We start from the raw sequence: 19,753 nt of genomic DNA, 5'->3' as shown, positions 1-19,753 counted from the left end.
AGCAGAAACTATGAAAAATTATTTTTTTTGCTAAGTAAAAAATATGGTGTCAAATAAAACAAATATTTAGAATGAAAGATTAAAATAGCATGAAAAATAAAAAGAATGGTTGATATTTTCCAATTTTTCTGGTAGGATATACAATGAAGAAATTTTTTGAAATTAATGCTTTATTTTCTTAAAGTATTGATTTATAGATAGCTTTGCTATTGCAATTTCGCAATAACATAAATTAATAATCTGAAAGGGAGAACTTTTATGACAGAAAACAAGAAGTTGCAAGAATGGGTAAAAGAAATGGCAGAAATGTGCCAACCAGATGATATTTACTGGTGTGATGGTTCCGAAGAAGAGAATGAACGCCTGCTGAAGCAGATGGTTGATTCTGGAATGGCAGTACCTTTAAAAAAACGTCCAGGCAGTTATTTATTCCGTAGTCATCCATCTGATGTTGCGCGTGTAGAGGACAGGACATTTATCGCTTCTAAGACTAAAGAAGAGGCAGGTCCTACCAATAACTGGGTTGATCCAGATGAATTAAAAGCGACTATGAAAGAGCTTTATAAGGGATGCATGAAGGGAAGAACCATGTATGTTATTCCATTCTCCATGGGACCTATTGGTTCCCCAATTTCTAAGATTGGTATTGAATTAACAGACAGTCCTTATGTAGTAGTAAACATGCGTATCATGACTCGTATGGGCAAGAAAGTTCTGGAAGCTCTTGGTAACGGAGAATTCGTACCTTGCCTTCATTCCGTAGGTGCTCCTCTGGAAAAAGGACAGAAAGATTCATCCTGGCCTTGTGCTCCGATTGAAAAGAAATACATCAGTCATTTCCCGGAAGAAAGACTTATCTGGTCCTATGGTTCCGGTTATGGCGGGAATGCATTATTAGGTAAAAAGTGCTTTGCACTTCGTATCGCATCCGTAATCGCACGTGATGAAGGATGGTTAGCAGAACATATGCTTATTCTTCGTCTTACAGATCCTAACGGTAATAAGAAGTATATTACAGGTGCTTTCCCAAGTGCCTGCGGTAAGACAAATCTAGCTATGCTTGTTCCGACAATTCCTGGTTGGAAAGTTGAAACTATCGGTGATGATATTGCCTGGATGAAGTTTGGTAAAGATGGCCGTCTATATGCAATTAACCCTGAAGCAGGTTTCTTCGGTGTTGCACCTGGAACATCTTATGATTCCAATCCTAATGCTATGCACAGCACTGAGAAAAACACTATTTTTACAAATGTTGCATTAACTGACGATGGAGATGTTTGGTGGGAAGGGATCGGAACAGATGCTCCTGAACATTTAATTGACTGGAAAGGCAATGACTGGACTCCGGATTCTAAAGATCCGGCAGCTCATCCAAATGCACGTTTTACTGCTCCGGCTGAACAGTGCCCTGCAATTGCACCTGAATGGGAAGATCCAGCAGGAGTTCCAATTTCTGCAATCTTAATTGGTGGACGTCGTCCAAGTACAATTCCTTTAGTACATGAAAGTTTTGATTGGAAACATGGTGTGTTCATGGGCTCTATTATGGGCTCTGAAATCACAGCTGCAGCTATCTCCAATAATATCGGACAGGTACGTCGTGATCCATTTGCGATGCTTCCTTTCTTCGGTTATAACGTTTGCGATTACTTACAGCATTGGTTAAACATCGGAGAAAAGTCAACCGAAGATAAATTACCAAAGATCTTCTATGTTAACTGGTTCCGTAAAGATAAAGATGGCAAATGGTTATGGCCAGGATTTGGTGAAAACAGCCGTGTTCTTAAATGGATTTGTGAAAGAGTTTCCGGAGAAGGCAAAGCTGTTAAGGCTCCTATCGGATACATGCCTACATCGGATGCACTGGAACTTACAGGTCTTGATGTAAGTGAAGATGATATGAAAGAACTTCTTAAGGTTGATAAAGATGAGTGGTTAAAAGAAGTTGCTTCTATTAGGGAACATTACGCTAAATACGGCGAAAAACTTCCAAAAGAATTATCTGCTCAGCTTGATGCTCTTGAAGGCAGATTAAAAGCTTAATAATAAATAACAGATATTTGCCGGCATATAGATTACTATATGCCGGTTTTTTTAATTAAGAACACTTTATCTCATTTGTCCATGTCCCTGGTTTGTACCACACTGGGCATTAGTTCCCTTAATATGCCCGGCAGATGGAATGGAGGAAACAGTAATGGATAGAATAACAGGCGCCACAGATAAGACAGAAATCGGAAGCGTTTGTGTAAGGGCAGATTAACTATGGATAAAAAAGTGTAATGATTGCCATCAGTCTTCCGTCCAGGTCTTTCTTGTACGACAGACAACTGTTATTGGAATAATGCAACTGTATACGTTCGTTAACATTACGGATACCAAATCCGTTACTTACTTTAAGATCCGTTTCCTCATAGCATAAGAAAGCGTTCAGTTTTTCCGGGTCAGCACCGGATCCGTTATCAATAACGGTGATGGAAAGCTGTTCAGGGCTCTGCTTAATATGAACTTCAATCAGGAGCGAAGTAATGTCAGGGTTATGTAGAATCGCATTTTCAATTAATGGTTGCAGGATAAATTTCGGAATCTGAATTTGCAAAAGAATAGTCTCATCCGGCACCAGTATATTTAATTGAATTTCTATTGGACATTCCAACTGATATATACGGATAAATTCCTGTATATTATCCAGTTCTTTTCTCAGGGAAACGGTATCATCCGGATGAGAGATACTATAGTGCATTAAATTGGCTATGGAGGAGATTACATCTGCAATGTCATCATTTTTTCGTGATAATGCCATCCAGCTTACAACATCCAATGCATTATATAGGAAATGTGGGTTGATTTGTGCCTGCAGTGCATGAAGGACAGCTGCTCTTTTTGCGCGGTTTTCCTCATAAATTTGTTCGATTAAAGTGTTTTCCCTATGAATTAATTCCAGAAAACTGTTACATAGAACCTGAAGTTCCGCATCTCTGAATTCAGAAAGGCGAGATATGTCAAAGGTACGGCTGTCCTCAACTTTGCCCATAAGATGTGCAAAAGATATAACAGGAGCAGTGATTTTTTTCGAAATTACATATAGAATTAATATCACAATCAGGTACGTAAAAATGGAGAACCAGATATAGGTACGTAAAGAGTGTCTTGCCATAGCTTCAATATCGGAGAAGGGAGTGAGTAAAGTGAGAAAAAGGTCGTCGTTAACAGAAACTGTATTTATGATATATTTTTTACTGGCAAGTTTCATTGTACGGGAGTATCTCTCATTGCCGCAGGCGGTAAGGTCACTGGTTAAAATGTTTTCGATTGGTTCACCACTCTGGTACAGTATCTTATCATCTTCATTTATAAGAAAGATAGAACTATGCGGTGTAATGGATTCCAGGGAAAGTTTATCAAATAAAGAATCAACTGGAATTCTGATAATTATCACACCGATACCTTCCTTGGAAGGTTTCTGCTGATAATAATTTTGGATACATTTGGCATAACACAGTTCATCAGTATGTTCATTCAAGAAAAAATAAGGTGACCATGTTACAGACATAGTACGTTGGTACCATTCTTCCTGTGAAATTGCTTCTGTAGAATATACTTGGCTGGTAAGCATCTCAGAATTATCTGAAAGTGTCTGCGAATCAAAGTAGTTAGCCAGAGGTATGGATTTTTGTAAGTAGAATGTGAAACTGCATGTAATACTGGAAGAATAAAGCAATTGGTTCAGATATTTTTCAAATTTTTTCCGAATGAGTACCTTAGCTCGGAACATCTTGAGATATACCGGGCTGTCTGTATTAAGTGCTTTACCAAATTCTTCGTCATTGATCAGTTGAAAAGGAACCATATTGAAAGAATCTACATAATTAGTAAATATGGTTTCATTAAAGGCGAGCAGGTTTGCCTGTTTCTGCTCAATTTCGTTCATTAGGGTAGAACGGAAGATTATGTAAATCAGGCAATAGGAAATAAAGAATATAATCGATAAACCACAAAACAGGGTAAGAAACATTTTTTTTCTCATGAATAATCCTCGTTGTTGTTTGCTCAGAGTTGGCAGTTACGATATTCAGATGGATTCATACCTATTTTTTTTCGAAACAGGGAAGAAAAATAACCTGGATCTTCATAGCCGGACAGATGGGCGACCTCGGAAATAGTATATTGTGGATCTTTCAATAGTTTTTTTGCATGTTCCAGACGTTTGCCTGTGATATATACATTCAGATTCGTTCCGGCAGATTGTTTGAATATCGTGCTCAGATAAGAAAGGGTAATATTCATTTTCGTAGCCAGAAATGAAATATTAAAATTGGAATCTGTAAAATGTTCTTCGATGTGTTGCAGTGCATATCGATACAATGCGTCTGTATTGCTGCTTTTCTGATGGTTTAGCAGATTAAGCATGTCAAAAAAAGTAGTTTCAACATAATTTAATTTAGAAGCCGAATTGGGCAGCTCGTAAAAACTTTCCAATGTATGAGAACGGGAGGACTGAATCGCCTCTGAGTTTACACGGAGGTCGGAAAGAAAGTCAAACAAAAGATTCAAAAGTCCTCCGCCCATGAGGTCGCAATATTTTCCGGACATACATTCCTGGTAAAGACGTGAATGGAAAAAGTCTTCAATCTTGCTGATATCATGATTGTTAAGTGCAAGAGAAATTTCTTTCTGGTAATTGTATTCAGTTAGTTCTATTAATTTTGAACGAGAGGATTCCCTGGCCTGATATAGTTCTGTCAGGATATCTTCCAGCTGTTCTATTTTCTGGCGAGTGACCGGTTTTAGTATATAGTGATTCACATGATATTTCATAGCACTTTTGGCATACTCGAATTCTCGGTAACCGGACAGCAAAATAACCGGAATACCGGACAACTCAGGGGATTCATCCACGTGTTTGGCAAGCTCGATCCCATCCATAAATGGCATTTTGATATCGGAAATAATAGCATCCGGGCAGCAGGTTTTAAGATATTCCATAGCCTGAATTCCATTTGCGGCACTTCCGCATAAGACACCTTGAAAACGTTCCCAGTTGAGCTGTTCTATCAGCCCCTCTAATACAAATCTCTGATCATCTACCAAAAGTATCTTAAAAGAAGAACTCATTTTTATTTCCTCCAAATGATTTTATATGATTATTGCTCTGTACATTCATTCTATCAGAACAAAGGCAATTGTCAATGACTGGCCTTTTACAGTTAAAAAAATTCAAATCAGGTGAAAATTATTCACATTGATAAACGATAAGACGAAAGATTATAATAGGCAAGAAAGCAAATATTTCAGATAAACAGGAAAGGTAAACCTTTGCTTTATGTTTAAAGGAGGAGGAAATTTGCAAAAAGGAAAGAAAAAAAGGATACAAAAAAAAAGAACGAAAGCAGTGATAAGGGAAAACTTACAGCTATATGGACTTATGCTTCCGGTTTTGGTTCTGATTGTGGTTTTTTGTTATGGACCTATGTTCGGTCTGATAATAGCATTTCAGGATTATTTGCCAGGTGCGCCGTTTTTTGGTGGGAATGTGCAATGGGTTGGGTTAGATCATTTTCAACGATTCATAGAGGGAAAATATTTTGGCAGGCTGATTAAAAATACATTAGTCTTAAGCGGGCTAAATCTACTATTTGGTTTCACGGCACCAATACTATTTGCATTGTTAATTGATCAGATAAAACGGTTAAAATTAAAAAAATTTGCGCAGACAGCCAGCTATATGCCTTATTTCATTTCCACCGTTGTAGTGGCCGGTATGGTACTCTCCTTTATTGACGAGGGAGGAATGGTTACCAATTTTCTTACAAACGTGTTTGGGCTGCCCAATAAAAACTGGAGAAATGAGGCATTGGCCTTTCCTACGATTTATACGATTACAAATGTGTGGAAGGGATTTGGTTTCGGCAGTATCCTGTATATCTCTTCCATTGCATCCATTGATCAGAGCCAATATGAATCGGCTAAAATTGATGGAGCAAACCGCTGGCACCAATGCCGTTACATTACATTGCCTGGAATCAAAAATATTATTGCGATCAATTTGATTCTGGCAATTGGCGGTATTCTGGGTACTAACAGCGATTTGATCCTGCTGTTATATTCTCCGGCAACCTATGATGTGGCAGACGTAATCGGCACCTATACATACCGGTTAGGAATTATTTCTGGGGAGTATAGTTATACGGCGGCGGCGGGATTGTTTATGTCAGCTATCGGTTTTGTACTTACATTTATCGCTAATAAGATTAGCAACAAAATGACCGGATTCGGTCTATGGTAGGAGGAGATTATGAGAAGTATTACAAAAAGAAGCAAAATAAAAGAGGGTAATCGGTTTGTTACAATTTTCATTTATCTTCTTGTAATTGCAATTTGTATTATTACGATCTATCCGATGTATTACGTACTGATATTATCTGTCAGTGCACCGGAAGCAGCTGCTAGAATGGATGTATACTGGTACCCAAAAGGGTTTTTTCTGGATGCCTATAAAATGCTGGTGGGAGACTGGGAGATGTGGAGGGCGTATCTGAATACGATTCTCTATACAGTGCCAACGACGTTTCTCATGCTGGTTACCAGTGTTCTGGTTGCTTATCCGCTGACCTACAAGAGGCTAATGGGAAGAAAATATGTAAATATGTTTCTATTGATTCCTATGTACTTTAGCGGGGGAATGATTCCTGCTTTTCTTCTGATCACTAAATTGGGATTGTATGGGAATCCGTTATCTCAGATTATTCCGGCCAGTTTTTCCATATGGAATATCATTCTCATGAAAGCTTTTTTTTCCAGTATACCGGAGGGTTTGAGAGAAGCTGCCAAAATCGACGGTGCCGGAGTCCTGAGAATTTTAAAGGATATCTATCTGCCTTTGTCAAAACCGATTCTGGCAGTTATAGCAGTTTACACCATTGTCGGAACCTGGAACAGCTGGTTTAATGCATTGATTTATCTGCCAAGAACCGATTGGCAGCCGTTGCAGTTGTTTTTAAGAAGAATTCTGGTAGAGAGTACAAGACAAGTGTCTGAGGTACTAAGCCCGGAAATGGCAGCAGAGATGGTAAAGAGGCAGATGTCTGGCGCACAGTTAAAATACGCTATGATTATTTTTACAACATTGCCGATTTTGTTTACATATCCATTTTTTCAAAAATATTTTGTGAAAGGGGTTATGCTAGGGTCTTTAAAAGAGTAACAGAGGATGGACTTGAATATCTGCCCCATAGGTGGCTAAAGCAGCAGAAGTTATTGGCGGCCTGCAGACAGGGGTTTTGATAGAAAATGCTAAAAGGAGGGTACATAAAATGAGAAAAAAGATGAATACAATGATTGCCATAGCAATGAGTTTTATTCTGGCAGCAGGTTTAACCGGCTGTGGAAAAACGGATCAGGCAGCACAGACAGTCCCTGGAGAAACAACTGTTTCGGAAGAACAGGGTACGAAAGGACAGGAACTGAGTACTGTAAAAATTCTTGGCTCAAATTATACTTTTACAGGTGCTAATGGCAGGACGGTTACTTTAAAGGACTGGTCGACGAAAGGAAAGAGTAGAAGATGGAAGAAATTGACAGATGATCTGGCAGCAAAAGGTGTGAAGCTGGAGCTGGATTTAATTGAACCGGATCAATATGAAACTACCTGTCAGACTATGGCTGCCAGCGGTCAATTCGCAAAGTATGATATGCTTAACATCACACCACTTGACGATAAGACAAAGATTAATCTGGTAAAACAGGGACAGATCCAACCTATCAGCGATATCTGGGAACAGTATTCGGAAGGACCGGCCAAAGAATTTTTCTCTACAGAAGCGGGAAAGTATTTCTTTAATCATATGAAACTGGAAGATGAAAAATGTTATTGGCTCTCCGATTTTGGTACTTCAAACTATCAAAAAGAAAAGGAAACCAATTCTATACTCGGTTTTCAATTAAGGCAGGATTGGCTGGATATAATTGGTAAAGAAATCCCGACAACGCTGGATGAATTTTTTAACGTGCTGAAAGAGTTTCAGGATAAAGATGTGAATCAGAGTGGTACAGCCGATGAATTTATCAGTCTGGATTTGGGCAGTTTTTCAACGGATATCGCACAGTGGTTCGGACTGGGGATCGGTCTTACATTTATCAATTCTCAGGAGGGTAATAAGGTGACCTCACCCTGGTACCAGGAGCATGTAAAGGATTATATTACCTACATGCAAAAGCTGTATGCGGCAGGACTTTTAAAGATGAGGGATAATCAATTCAATACGTATATGGCAAATAATCAGATTGCCGGTATTTCTGATTGGGGAACAGAAATGTGGCTGGAACCATCCATTACCGTACCGGAGAGCGCAGCATACCCATGGTATGTACCGTTCCGTATCCAGGCGGTAGAGGGACAGGTGCCGTTATTCAGAGGACAAAATAAATATAATTCAAGCTCGCGTGCTTATGCTGTATCCTCTAATAGTGATAAACAGGCGGCAATTGCAAAGATTCTGGATTACCTTGTATCCGAAGAGAGTATTGAACTTACGGAATATGGGATTGAGGGTGTAAGCTATAAGATGGTGGATGGAAATATCAGCAATATTATTGACGGCTCCTTGGAAAATACGGATGCTGTGGGAATGGCGCTTTGGACCAATAACTCTATTTTCCCGCGTTTTGAACTGAATAAAGATATAAGCGGTGAAATGAAGAATACCATTCAGTTTGCTAAAGATAATGGGGTGAAAAATAATGCGGAGGGTAAATATGATTTTACACTGGAAGGCATTAATGACCCGGATCACAGATTATTTCATGATGAGACCGCCTATGCAGTTCCGACGCTGGATGAAATCAGCAGAACAAATGAAATCAGTAATGATTTAGCAACCTATGCATCAGAGCTTTTAACCAAGTTGATCATGGGAGAAAAGAGTCTGGACGACTGGGATTCTTATCTTCAGGATTTAAAAGAGTTAGGACTTGATGATCTGATTGAAATTAATCAGGCCAGGTATGATCGTGCAATGAAATAAAGGGAAAAGGTAAATACTATGGACAGACAGAAAAGTCAGATAAATTTAATTCCGGATTATGGACCGGATACCGGAAATTATTGGTGCAGCTGGGATACGCAATTTCGTCTCAATTCGGCGGAAGACGGTAAGGATACCGTAAATCTGCGAAATGTACTAACACAGGAGTTTTTATTTGCAGAAAATGGTGTACTTAATAATTATTTTCATTCGATAAGGAAAGATTTGTACATCATTTTGGATGATGGCTGGGACGTACCGCCGGGTACACCGGGTAACGGTGAGGTAAGTGTATTTGGAAGTTTGGAACTAAACGAAGAAAAGTTTCCGAATTTTACAGGAACACCGGAAGAAAGATTGTACAAAATGAAAAAGGCTGTAATCGAGCTAGGCTACCGTGGATTGGGCCTGTGGATTTGTGCCAACGCAACAGGGGAAAGTGAGAAAACACCTTTATCGCTAAAGCAATCGGAGGATTACTGGAAAGAAAAAGCGATTTTGTCCAGGAAAGCCGGTATTGATTACTGGAAAGTTGACTGGGGATATCATTGCATGGCTCCTGCTTACCGTGATATGATGACTAGAGTTGTAAAGCAGTATGCTTCAGACTTAAAGATTGAGCATGCGTCCTGTCGGGGACCGTTGGATCGAAATGAAGGAAATGAGATTTATCCAGAAGAACTATTGTCTTTTAGTGATTATATCCGTACCTATGACATTGTGAAGGAATTTACCTATAGTACGACAATATCCAGGACTTGGGCTTTACTGCAGACAGTCTATCGGAAGAAATATGGTTGTGCAGGAATTGTAAATGTGGAGGATGCACTGCTTCTTGGGGCAGGTCTTGGATGCTCTATGGGGGTGATGCGTCACCCCTGCTGGGGGGGCACACAGACAGATGTCCTGGAATTTGGGCTGAAGTACAATGAAGTAGAGCGTGTACTCCATTGGCAGCGGATTGCCCCGCCTTTTGGAGCTATGGAAACGATTAATCGGGCCAGTGGTGAGAATCTGATAGACTGGACGAATTCGGTGGATGGGCCGGAGGCAGACGGGTGGCTTGCGAACATGATCCAACCAGAGGAAATCATTAAACAAAGTGCCCCATATATTATCACCAGGAATATGGAACGCCCTGTTGTTACCCCATGGGAGGATGAGAAACCTTTCCTGGCCTGCAGCAGACATCCCATGACGGGAGCTGTCAGCCTGGCTGTCATGCCAAGGACACTGGGAGAGCAAAAAATTTATACGCCCAGGGCTGACATTACAATGCGGCTTGCCTCTTTTACCAAGCCAATCGGTATTTTCGGCGAATTTGGGAAACTAACAATTCCTTTGGAAGAAGCGGTGAGCGGAAGAATATATCTGCAGGATCTGTGCAGGGAAGCTGCTGTTGACGTGACAGAACTGGTAAAAAAAGGTGATATTGAGTTGGAAATTGATTTTGATTTGATTAGGAAAAATGGATGGTTGGATAATGACAGAGGTGATTTGTCGGCACCGGGATTCATGCTCTGCCAACTTGAAAAATGAAGAGACTAAGATAGGACCAATTTGAATGGGGCAGTCGCACTAGTGCGGCAGCCCTATTTATTAAGCAAAACAATAAGAATTAATACCTGAATGTTTTTGAATTTATATTTATTTCTTTGTTAATATATGGTAAAATTATATTGTGCTATACACGAATGGTACAAGTAAACAATAGTAATGAAGCTTATAGTTATTTAACCGAAACGAATAAAAACAGAATTAAAAGTTTAAAAAGCATAGGAGGTTTACATTATGAATGGGTTTCAATTTAACATTAGCACACCGGAACAGCAGGGGGTCAAATCTGAAGCTATTATAGATTTCTTAGACGCTGTTTCGCAATGCAGAACGTTGGACATGGATCAGGATTTTCACAGCGTTATGATAATGAGACATGGGGCAGTGATAGCAGAGGGCTGGTGGGAGCCTTACGCTAAGGAAATGCCACATATGCTATTTTCCCTAAGCAAAAGTTTTACTTCTACAGCCATTGGATTAGCCGTTTCTGAGGGACTACTGACTGTGGATGATCTAGTTACTGATTATTTTAAAAAAGAGTGTCCTGATCCAACGGGTTATTTGGCAGAGATGCGTATCAAACATTTGCTTAGTATGTCAACCGGACATGTAGTTGATACAATGGAATTTTTACAGGAAAGTGAAGATGGTAATTGGGTTAAAGCTTTCTTAAATGTACCGGTAGAGAAAGAACCGGGTACTCACTTTTTGTACAATACGGGAGCTACTTATATGTTATCTGTCATTATTCAGAGAGTTACCGGAGTAAAGTTAATAGATTATTTACGGCCGCGGCTTTTTGAACCATTAAGGATTAAAGAACCAAAGTGGGAAGAATGTCCAATGGGTTATAATACTGGTGGATTTGGATTAAGTATTCGAACAGAAGACATTGCTAAGTTTGGTCAGCTGTATTTAAACCAGGGTTCTCTTAATGGAGTGCAGATTCTTCCGAAAGAATGGATCGCAGAAGCAACTTGCTCCCATATCAGTAATGGAAATGATTCAAACAGCGACTGGTGTCAAGGATATGGATATCAATTCTGGCGCTGCCGTTTTAATATTTACAGGGGAGATGGAGCTTTCGGACAATATTGCATCGTAATGCCGGATTATGACATGGTTGTAGCTATTACCAGTGGACTAAAAGATATGCAGATTCCTCTTAATCTTTTATGGGATCATTTACTGCCAGGAATATGTGATGCTAAATTACCGGAAAGTGCAGTTTCTCAGGAACTTATGAATAAGTTAAATACTTTAAAGGTTTTACTGCCCAAGGGAGATAAAATTTCTGAGATGGCAGAAGAGATTGCGGGTAAATGTTTTACCCTGGATGATAATGAAGATCATATTGAATCAATCTCTTTTGCATTTGATGAAGATGTCATACATCTACATATTACCGCCAGGGGTAAAAAGCAGACATTACAGGCCGGGATTGGAACATGGACTGCCGGTTATCTTGAATGTTTTGATCGTAAAATGCCGGCCAGGCTTACCGGTATCTGGCTAAATAATACTACCTTATTAATCCAATGCCGGTTAGTTGAAACTCCTTTTGCGAAACAATTCCGATTTACATTCAGCAAAGAGGGACTTATAGTAGAATCAAAAGGTAATGTTGGGTTTGAGGAACCCGGATGGAACAAAACCTTAGGAAAATAAGCATATGTATCAAGATAAAAACCTGTCCTGAAAATTGATTTATAACAGGGCAGGTTTTTCTTAGTATAAGGGAAGTAACTTTGTTTGAACAATTAATGCATAGAGTTTAATTTCTCTTTTCTCCTGGAAAACAATCGGAAGGCAGTAATAAGTACACCTACCAAACAAATAAAAGCAGCAGTAATATAAACTGCCCGCATGCCGAAGATGAAAACACCGCTTTCACCCTCAACAAAATCCGTTACGCGGTATCCTAATTTACGGCTCATACAGCCATATAAAAGAGTGGTAGCTAATGTTATCCCGCAGATCATACCTAAATTACGAACAAAGGCATTGATACCTCCACCGATTCCTAATTTATTTTTAGGCAGGGTGGACATAATAAGTGAGGTGTTGGGAGACTGGAACAATCCATTTCCTAAAGACATAATCGCTACAAAAATACCCATGGCAACATAAGATGGATGTTCATTTAGGGTGGACATGAGAAATAGTCCTAAACTTGTAAGCGTCAGTCCCATTAATGTTAAGATTTCAGAACCGATTTTATCGGATAGATACCCGCTTACAGGGGCTGTCAGCGCTAAAACTAAAGGATATATGGATAAAAATGCTCCTGCCTGTCCGGGGGTAAACGGTAGTATATCCTGCAAATAAAACGGCATTACGATATTGGAGCAGAAGATAGCTACAAAACTGATAAAACCGCAGATTATACTAACGGAAAACCATTTATTTCGGAATAGTTCTAACTCAAGTAAAGGCATTTCCGATCTATTTTCTACTACAAGAAAAAGGATGAATAGAACTACCGTAATCAAGAGGCATAACAAAATTACAGGGGATTTAAATCCTATATTTTGAATTTGACCTAATGCAGTAAATAAAAGCACAATGGTAATAATAAACAATATGGCTCCTAACAGATCGACTTTCTCATCAGTCCTTTTAGCAGAACGAGGCAGCAGTTTAATTCCTAATATAAATACGATGATACCAACCGGAACATTAATCCAGAAGATATATTCCCAGCTGGTATAGGCTACGATTAAACCACCTAAAGATGGTCCGGCTAAAGACCCTAAAGCTACAAAGGTACCGCTCAGCCCTAAAGCTCTCCCGCGTTCTTTAACAGGAAATACCTGTGTTATTATACCCTGGCTGTTAGCCATCATCCCCGCAGCTCCAATCGCCTGAATGACACGGGCTATGAGGAGAACTCCTAAAGAATACGTAAGACCGCAAAGAAGAGATCCTAAAGAAAATAAAGCGATTCCGAATAAAAATATTACAGTTTTTCCGAAAATATCACCTAACCTGCCGAATAACAGCATAGTAGCGGAGATTGCAATAAGATAAACACTTACTACCCAAGCAATAGCCGCTGATGTAACCCCTAAACTGTTTGCCATGGTAGGCAATGCGACATTAACAATACTGCCGTCTAATGCTGACATAAATATTGATAAAACAATTATTAATAAAATACTCCATCTTTTACTGGTATGGATTGTACTTTCTGATGTGATAATATCCATAGCTGACCACCTTTTTATAATTTTTTTTCTTCTGCTCTTAATAAAATTTTCTCTAACATGGTATCCAATAATTTAATTTCTTCCTGAGAAAGATCCTGGGTAATACTGCTAATCCATAGATGGATTTCATCTTTAATGACTGGGATTACCTCTTTCGCTTTATCGGTGAGAAAAAGTCTGTATGCTCTGCAGTCGTTCAAATCCGATAACTTTTCCAAATAGCCAGATTCAATGAGCTTTTGAATATTACGGGTTGATAAAGCTTTATCTACTCTCATTTCTCTGCTTATCTTTTCTAAATTAATTCCTTCATTCTGCCATAAAGCTAATAAGAAAGGATAAGTTCCGCTGCTCAAATTATATGGTTTTAGAACTTCATCCATATGGAATTGTGTGTATTTAGAAATATGTGATATTCTCTTTGTTAATAGTTTCCCTTGATTCATATAAAGCCTACTTTCAAATGATTTCTCAAAAGTTGATACGTCAACTATTATATCTACAATTAGTTGACCTGTCAACTAAATTGTTTGGATTTTGTTATATTCAGAATTCATTTATATTGTAGAAGCATAAGTATTAGTCGCTATTTTGTAAATATATGGGCCGTATTTTTGTGAAAAAAATATCAATATTGTATCGATAATTTAAAAAAAATATTGACTCGGATATTTTAAAAAAAATAATGTCAACCGTTTTTGAAAATGTCCTCAAAAAGTTTAAACATAAGCACCAGATTTCTGGTGCTTAGTTTTAAATAGTACTTTAGGAGAAAATCCATAGCTCAGTCGGTATTTGGATAACCTTAATAAACCTACAGACTTCGAAATATCAGTTAAGCTACATCTTTTCTATGTAATTGACTTTTAGCGTACTTTTCAAATGATGCCTGCTTCCAAGGATGGTTCATAGGAGGTATGTATTTCTTTTTTGGTAATTCCGGAATGGTCGCTAAATCAAATGCTTTTGAAGAAAGCTTGTGTTCCGGAAGTAACTCAAGTGCATAAACCTGCTCACCAATACAACTAAAAAGTTCACCATTGAATGATCTAATTACCATTGCTGTGGTGCCCTTACGATGGTGTACAGCGATTCCTTGACTGTTTACAGGAAGATAGTATTCATTTTGATATTTCAGGCAACTTCCGTTATCTATCTTTCTAGAAGATAATACCGCCAACGTCAGATTGATTTTATCACTATCTGGTTGCATTTCGAACACAGATTTGATACTATCAATAGGTAAAGCGAACTGCTTATTAAATTTCTTTATATAGGTGTGGAGAAATTGATTGGCTTGCTGAATGCTGGTTACATTCGCAAGTCGGAGTTCAACAGGAAGGCGGGATTGAAGAGTGCCAAACATTCTTTCAACCCGCCCTTTTGCTTGTGCAACGCTGGAAGTACGAATGTCGATTCCTAATTGTTTGCAGGCATAACCAAACTGAGTAAAGGTATCTTTCTCTAAAGAGGTTTCATGCTTCTTTTTATACTCAAATACAGTTCGGTTGTCAGTAAAAAATTGATATGGAATGCCATAATTACTAAGAACCTGATAGAGAACATGATAATAGCCATTTAATGTTTCTTGTTCATCAAAGTAGGCGCCAACAATCTGCCCTGTGGCATCATCAACGGCGATGTGGAGTTGTGTTTTGAATTGCCCAAACCAAAGGTGTAGGGACGCATCCATTTGAAGCATTTCACCGAAATACGCGCATCTAGGATGCCTAGGATGCGAATCCTCCAGATCCATGATGGAACTTTGAATAATAGCTGCTTTCTTTTTAGACTTAGTCTTTGATTGAATAGCCTTTAGTGCTTTTTTTACCGCTTTCTTGGAAGAACGGTTTGCTTTAGGAGAAAGGATGTATTCCTTTCTAAGAATAGAAGTAATGGCACTGACAGATACACTGATATGTTCTTTTTCTTTGAGAAGTTCAGAGTAATGGGTCAGATTGCAGTCACTGTACTTGGTACGATATAAGTCCAAGATTAACTGTTTTGTATCTGTAGGAAGAGTAATGGCCGGCTGTCGCCCTCGGTTACCATGAATAAAGAAAGACTTACCTTGTTCTTGATAGCCCTTTATTAAGCGATTGATGTGTCGATCTGAACAACCTATTTTAAGAGCAGCTGTTTTCTTATTACCATTTGTGTCTACGAGTTTTTTAATGACCTCGTACTTTTGGTTTTCGTCCATTGTTAGTAATACCTTTCTGATTGTGTCCACCTCATTTCTAAGTCATGAGGTTCTATTATAATATATGAACGACTAATTGGGACATAATCATTTGTGGTACACTAAGACATTATCATAAATGAATCATATGACTCGGATATTTTAAAAAAAATAATTGACATTTGATTAAAAACATATATAATACTCTTATGTCAAAGGCGATGTATCTTTATGTATTTTTATACATAAAGTATGTCGTCTATTTTTTTATCTAAAAAACCAAAGAAGGGGTTGCATGATTATGGAAATTAACTTAGCAAACAGCGCATTTGTAATTATGAGTACTGCATTTGTTTTTCTTATGACACCGGGACTGGCATTATTTTATGCAGGAATGGAGAGAAGAAAAAATACGTTAAATACTTTAATGTCTTGCTTTTTTATCTGTGGAGTAGGTTCTCTCTTATGGATCGTATTCGGGTATTCTTTAGCTTTTGGAGCAGATCACGGAGGCGTGATCGGAGATTTTAGTCATGTATTTTTTAATGGAGTTAGTATGGATCCCAATGCAGCTTATTCAAGTACGATACCGGAAACTTTGTTTGCAGCATTTCAAATGATGTTTGCAATTATAACGCCGGCTTTAATCTGCGGTTCTATTGCAGGTAGAATGAGATTTAAAGCATTGTTTATCTTTATTGTCTGCTGGTCTGTAATCGTGTATTATCCTTTAGCACATATGGTTTGGGGAGACGGAGGATTTCTTAGGGCAATTGGTTCTGTTGATTTTGCCGGCGGCAATGTAGTACATATAAGTTCCGGTATATCCGGACTGGTAGCGTGTATCATGTTAGGGAAAAGAAGAGAATATGGAGTGGTTTCCTATAAACCTCATAATATTCCATTTGTTATTATCGGCGCAGGTCTGCTTTGGTTTGGATGGTTTGGTTTTAATGGAGGAAGTGCATTAGCTGCTGATGGCTTGGCGGTACATGCTATACTTACAACACATATCTCTGCTGCAACGGCTTTAATATCCTGGATGCTTTTGGAGAAAGTGATACATGGTAAGCCAACTGTTTTAGGTGCTGCTACAGGAGCAGTAGTAGGGCTGGTAGCAATTACACCTGGAGCAGGATTCGTTCCGATTTGGGCTTCCATAATTATCGGTGCCTTAGTAAGCCCCATCTGCTATTTTACAATGACGAAAGTGAAAGCAAAATTCGGTTATGACGATGCCCTGGATGCGTTTGGATGTCACGGTATCGGTGGTATCTGGGGTGGTATAGCAACCGGGTTATTTACACAAAAATCAATAAATTCCGTTGCACAATGGGATGGATTATTTTTTGGCAGTACAAAATTATTCATCGTTCAGATAATAAGTATCGTAATTACAATAGCATTTGCAGCAATTGCTACATTTATCATTTTGTTTATAATGAAAAAATTCATGGCAATAAGAGTAACGAAAGAAGAAGAAGCTTTAGGACTGGATTTAACGCAGCATAGTGAACTTGCATATCCCTCTTTTAACGGATTAGATTAAATAATAAACATTCGTATATGTTATTGCAACAATGAACTTGTTTCAACTGTTTCATTATATACTAGGCAATTATGAAACAAAATAGTTTTTTGAATTTGCCATACAATTGATACTTGTTTCTAGCTTCAGTTGCCCGCAGGGTAAGATTCAGCTTTGAAATTGTATAAATTGCATGATATATAGATACAATATGTAAGTTTCATGATTGCCATCATTATATATTTTAGAATGGAGGATATAAGAGTGAAGAAAATAGAAGCGATTATCAGACCGGAAAAGCTGGAGCCCTTAAAAGATGAGTTACTGAAAAAGAAAATCAATGGTATTACAATTAATCAGGTATTTGGATGTGGAAAGCAATATGGCTTTACTGAGTATGTCAGAGGTAACACTATAATTATGAATACCTTATCTAAAATAGAAATTAAAATCATTGTGCCCGATGAGAGATTAGATGAGATCATTGATACGATTATCTCCGTATCGGAAACCGGTGAATTTGGTGATGGAAAAATATTTGTGTCGGATGTACTGGATTGTATACGTATCAGAACCAAAGAACGCGGAAATAATGCATTATAATAGGAAGAAAGTAATTATTTAAGTAGAAAGTAATAAATTATAGTGATAGAATAACTAATAAAAAAACAGCGTTCTTATAGCATATTAATAAGAACGTTGTTTTTAGAATAAAATACCAAACTATATTTTAGCTATTAATGGGCTATTAATGTAACATAGATACCGGTTAATATTGCGGTTGTGATTACACCGCAAATATTAGCACTTAAGGCATACTCCATAACAAAGCTCATCTTATTAGCCTTAGATACTTCTTTTTGCGCCACTTTTGCTGTTGTCGGAACGCAAGATACACCAGCGATACCGATTACCGGATTAAAATTCTTATTTGTAAAAAGATATACTATGTAACCGCCCAGAATACCGCCGATACCCGATAATAACAGAGCAAGCATACCTAAAAGTAACAATTTAAGTATTTTAGGGTTAAGAATTGTACTTGCATCACATAAAACGCCTAACATTAAACCTAAAAAGAAAGTAGATGCGTACAGAAATACATTTTCAATTAAAGACGTATATTTTTCAAGGCCAGATTCACGTACTGCGATACCTATAAAAAAGCTTAAAAATAATGGTGCAGCTACCGGAAAGAGCAGACATAAAAGTGTATTTGCAACCACTGCGAAAACAAGCTTTTCTTTTGAGGTAATTTTACTTACCTTTGTTGATTTATTAACAATAACTTTCCCACGAAGATTTTTAGGAATAAGTAAACGTATCAGGAAAGGATATCCACCGTATGTTAGACTTAAATAAAGATAAGCAACGATTGTTATTGGTACAAATAAATCTTTAGCTAATGTAAGAGAAGTAAAAAGCACCATAGGACCATCTGCACCGCCGATAATGGATACAGCGGCAGCTTCACCGTCAGTAAATCCCATTAACTTTGCAATCGGGAAAGTGGTAACGGTACCAAGCTCAGCACACATGGCAATTATCATACCAATAAAGGGATGTGCCAATACCATACCAATGTCGGTTATAACACCGATTCCCATAAATACAAGGCAGGCAATAAGACCGTTACTAAATGTAAAAGTATAGATTGGCTGCAAAAAATCAACTTGCATAATATTCATTAAAGAATCTGTTTTAGTAACAAGGGGATCTATAAATAGATTACCGATTTTTCCGGCTTCCAAAAATAAAACTCCGGCATTAATTGCAGACATACCAAAACCCATAGGAATCATAATAAGAGGTTCTAATATTTTTTTTGCTCCAAGGTAAACTAACAGGATACCTAGTAAAATAAGTAGGATTCGGAATATAACGATATGAGCATTTTGTGCAAACATAGTGCCGATTCCCTGAAATAAATCTAAAATATTCATGAGAAATACCTGTCTTTCTATTGTTTATTATGATATAATGCAAATTATTGGGTATATCAGTCAGTTGAATTTTTTGAAAATAATTTGATGACATCTAATAAAAACTTAATTAATACGGAAATACCCATGGAAATAATAAAACCAATACCGAATACTTTTATTGGTATAAGAATAGCTGCAGTCATAATAACTTCTCCTTTCGTTATTAAATAAAAATTTTGTCATGGTAATTATACTATTATAATAAATACAATACTAATATATATTATAAAAGAGGCCCATAAATAAAAGTTATTATCTGGAAAGCAATG

General features: G+C 37.9%; 15 protein-coding genes. 8 read left to right on the top strand and 7 right to left on the bottom strand.

Going from position 1 to position 19,753, the window contains the following annotated elements; genetic code table 11:
• Window positions 1-258 precede the first annotated feature (258 nt).
• A complete protein-coding gene (locus tag RBU59_RS05585; RefSeq protein ID WP_308146892.1) occupies window positions 259-2,043 on the top strand; it encodes a phosphoenolpyruvate carboxykinase (GTP) in 1,785 nt (594 codons plus the stop codon).
• Window positions 2,044-2,263: 220 nt separating this feature from the next.
• Here the strand turns inward: RBU59_RS05585 and RBU59_RS05580 are convergent, their stop codons facing one another.
• On the bottom strand, window positions 2,264-4,027 hold the full coding sequence (locus RBU59_RS05580) for a sensor histidine kinase (protein ID WP_308146891.1): 1,764 nt from the start codon (window positions 4,025-4,027) through the stop codon (window positions 2,264-2,266).
• 23 nt (window positions 4,028-4,050) lie between these two features.
• A complete protein-coding gene (locus RBU59_RS05575) occupies window positions 4,051-5,115 on the bottom strand; it encodes a response regulator transcription factor (RefSeq protein ID WP_308146890.1) in 1,065 nt (354 codons plus the stop codon).
• Between the two features lie 229 nt (window positions 5,116-5,344).
• Between RBU59_RS05575 and RBU59_RS05570 the strand changes: the two genes are divergently transcribed.
• The 5 genes from RBU59_RS05570 (at window position 5,345) to RBU59_RS05550 (ending at window position 12,248) form a co-directional block, all read left to right on the top strand.
• Window positions 5,345-6,286 carry an ABC transporter permease gene (locus RBU59_RS05570; protein ID WP_308146889.1) on the top strand — a complete coding sequence of 314 codons (942 nt, stop codon included), beginning with the start codon at window positions 5,345-5,347 and terminating at the stop codon, window positions 6,284-6,286.
• Window positions 6,287-6,295: 9 nt separating this feature from the next.
• Complete coding sequence (locus RBU59_RS05565; protein ID WP_308146888.1) at window positions 6,296-7,204, top strand: carbohydrate ABC transporter permease; 909 nt, start codon at window positions 6,296-6,298, stop codon at window positions 7,202-7,204.
• A 109-nt stretch (window positions 7,205-7,313) separates the two neighbouring features.
• Window positions 7,314-9,023 (top strand): extracellular solute-binding protein, encoded by a 1,710-nt coding sequence (locus RBU59_RS05560; RefSeq protein ID WP_308146887.1) that lies wholly within the window; start codon window positions 7,314-7,316, stop codon window positions 9,021-9,023.
• 18 nt (window positions 9,024-9,041) lie between these two features.
• Window positions 9,042-10,562, top strand: coding sequence for a hypothetical protein (locus tag RBU59_RS05555; RefSeq protein WP_308146886.1), 1,521 nt, complete (start codon window positions 9,042-9,044; stop codon window positions 10,560-10,562).
• A 252-nt stretch (window positions 10,563-10,814) separates the two neighbouring features.
• On the top strand, window positions 10,815-12,248 hold the full coding sequence (locus tag RBU59_RS05550) for a serine hydrolase domain-containing protein (protein ID WP_308146885.1): 1,434 nt from the start codon (window positions 10,815-10,817) through the stop codon (window positions 12,246-12,248).
• A 92-nt stretch (window positions 12,249-12,340) separates the two neighbouring features.
• Here the strand turns inward: RBU59_RS05550 and RBU59_RS05545 are convergent, their stop codons facing one another.
• The 3 genes from RBU59_RS05545 to RBU59_RS05535 all read right to left on the bottom strand — a co-directional run bounded on the left by RBU59_RS05545 (window position 12,341) and on the right by RBU59_RS05535 (window position 15,992).
• Window positions 12,341-13,789 carry an MFS transporter gene (locus tag RBU59_RS05545; RefSeq protein ID WP_308146884.1) on the bottom strand — a complete coding sequence of 483 codons (1,449 nt, stop codon included), beginning with the start codon at window positions 13,787-13,789 and terminating at the stop codon, window positions 12,341-12,343.
• 14 nt (window positions 13,790-13,803) lie between these two features.
• On the bottom strand, window positions 13,804-14,235 hold the full coding sequence (locus RBU59_RS05540) for a MarR family winged helix-turn-helix transcriptional regulator (RefSeq protein ID WP_308146883.1): 432 nt from the start codon (window positions 14,233-14,235) through the stop codon (window positions 13,804-13,806).
• 389 nt (window positions 14,236-14,624) lie between these two features.
• Complete coding sequence (locus RBU59_RS05535; RefSeq protein WP_308143379.1) at window positions 14,625-15,992, bottom strand: ISNCY family transposase; 1,368 nt, start codon at window positions 15,990-15,992, stop codon at window positions 14,625-14,627.
• Between the two features lie 274 nt (window positions 15,993-16,266).
• On the opposite strand from RBU59_RS05535, the gene RBU59_RS05530 reads away from it, so the two are divergent.
• The gene (locus RBU59_RS05530; RefSeq protein WP_334307742.1) at window positions 16,267-17,520 is read left to right on the top strand and encodes an ammonium transporter; all 1,254 of its coding nucleotides are present in this window, start codon (window positions 16,267-16,269) and stop codon (window positions 17,518-17,520) included.
• A gap of 243 nt (window positions 17,521-17,763) precedes the next feature.
• Window positions 17,764-18,102 (top strand): P-II family nitrogen regulator, encoded by a 339-nt coding sequence (locus tag RBU59_RS05525; protein WP_308146881.1) that lies wholly within the window; start codon window positions 17,764-17,766, stop codon window positions 18,100-18,102.
• Window positions 18,103-18,236: 134 nt separating this feature from the next.
• On the opposite strand, the gene RBU59_RS05520 is transcribed toward RBU59_RS05525, so the two are convergent.
• Window positions 18,237-19,442 (bottom strand): sodium ion-translocating decarboxylase subunit beta, encoded by a 1,206-nt coding sequence (locus RBU59_RS05520; protein WP_308146880.1) that lies wholly within the window; start codon window positions 19,440-19,442, stop codon window positions 18,237-18,239.
• Window positions 19,443-19,498: 56 nt separating this feature from the next.
• On the bottom strand, window positions 19,499-19,627 hold the full coding sequence (locus RBU59_RS05515; protein ID WP_308146879.1) for a hypothetical protein: 129 nt from the start codon (window positions 19,625-19,627) through the stop codon (window positions 19,499-19,501).
• Window positions 19,628-19,753: the final 126 nt, after the last annotated feature.

The organism is Anaerocolumna sp. MB42-C2, from assembly GCF_030913705.1.
Taxonomy (GTDB): domain Bacteria; phylum Bacillota; class Clostridia; order Lachnospirales; family Lachnospiraceae; genus Anaerocolumna.
The sequence above is the reverse complement of the archived record's forward strand: the minus strand, read 5'-3'. Positions and strand labels throughout refer to the sequence as shown.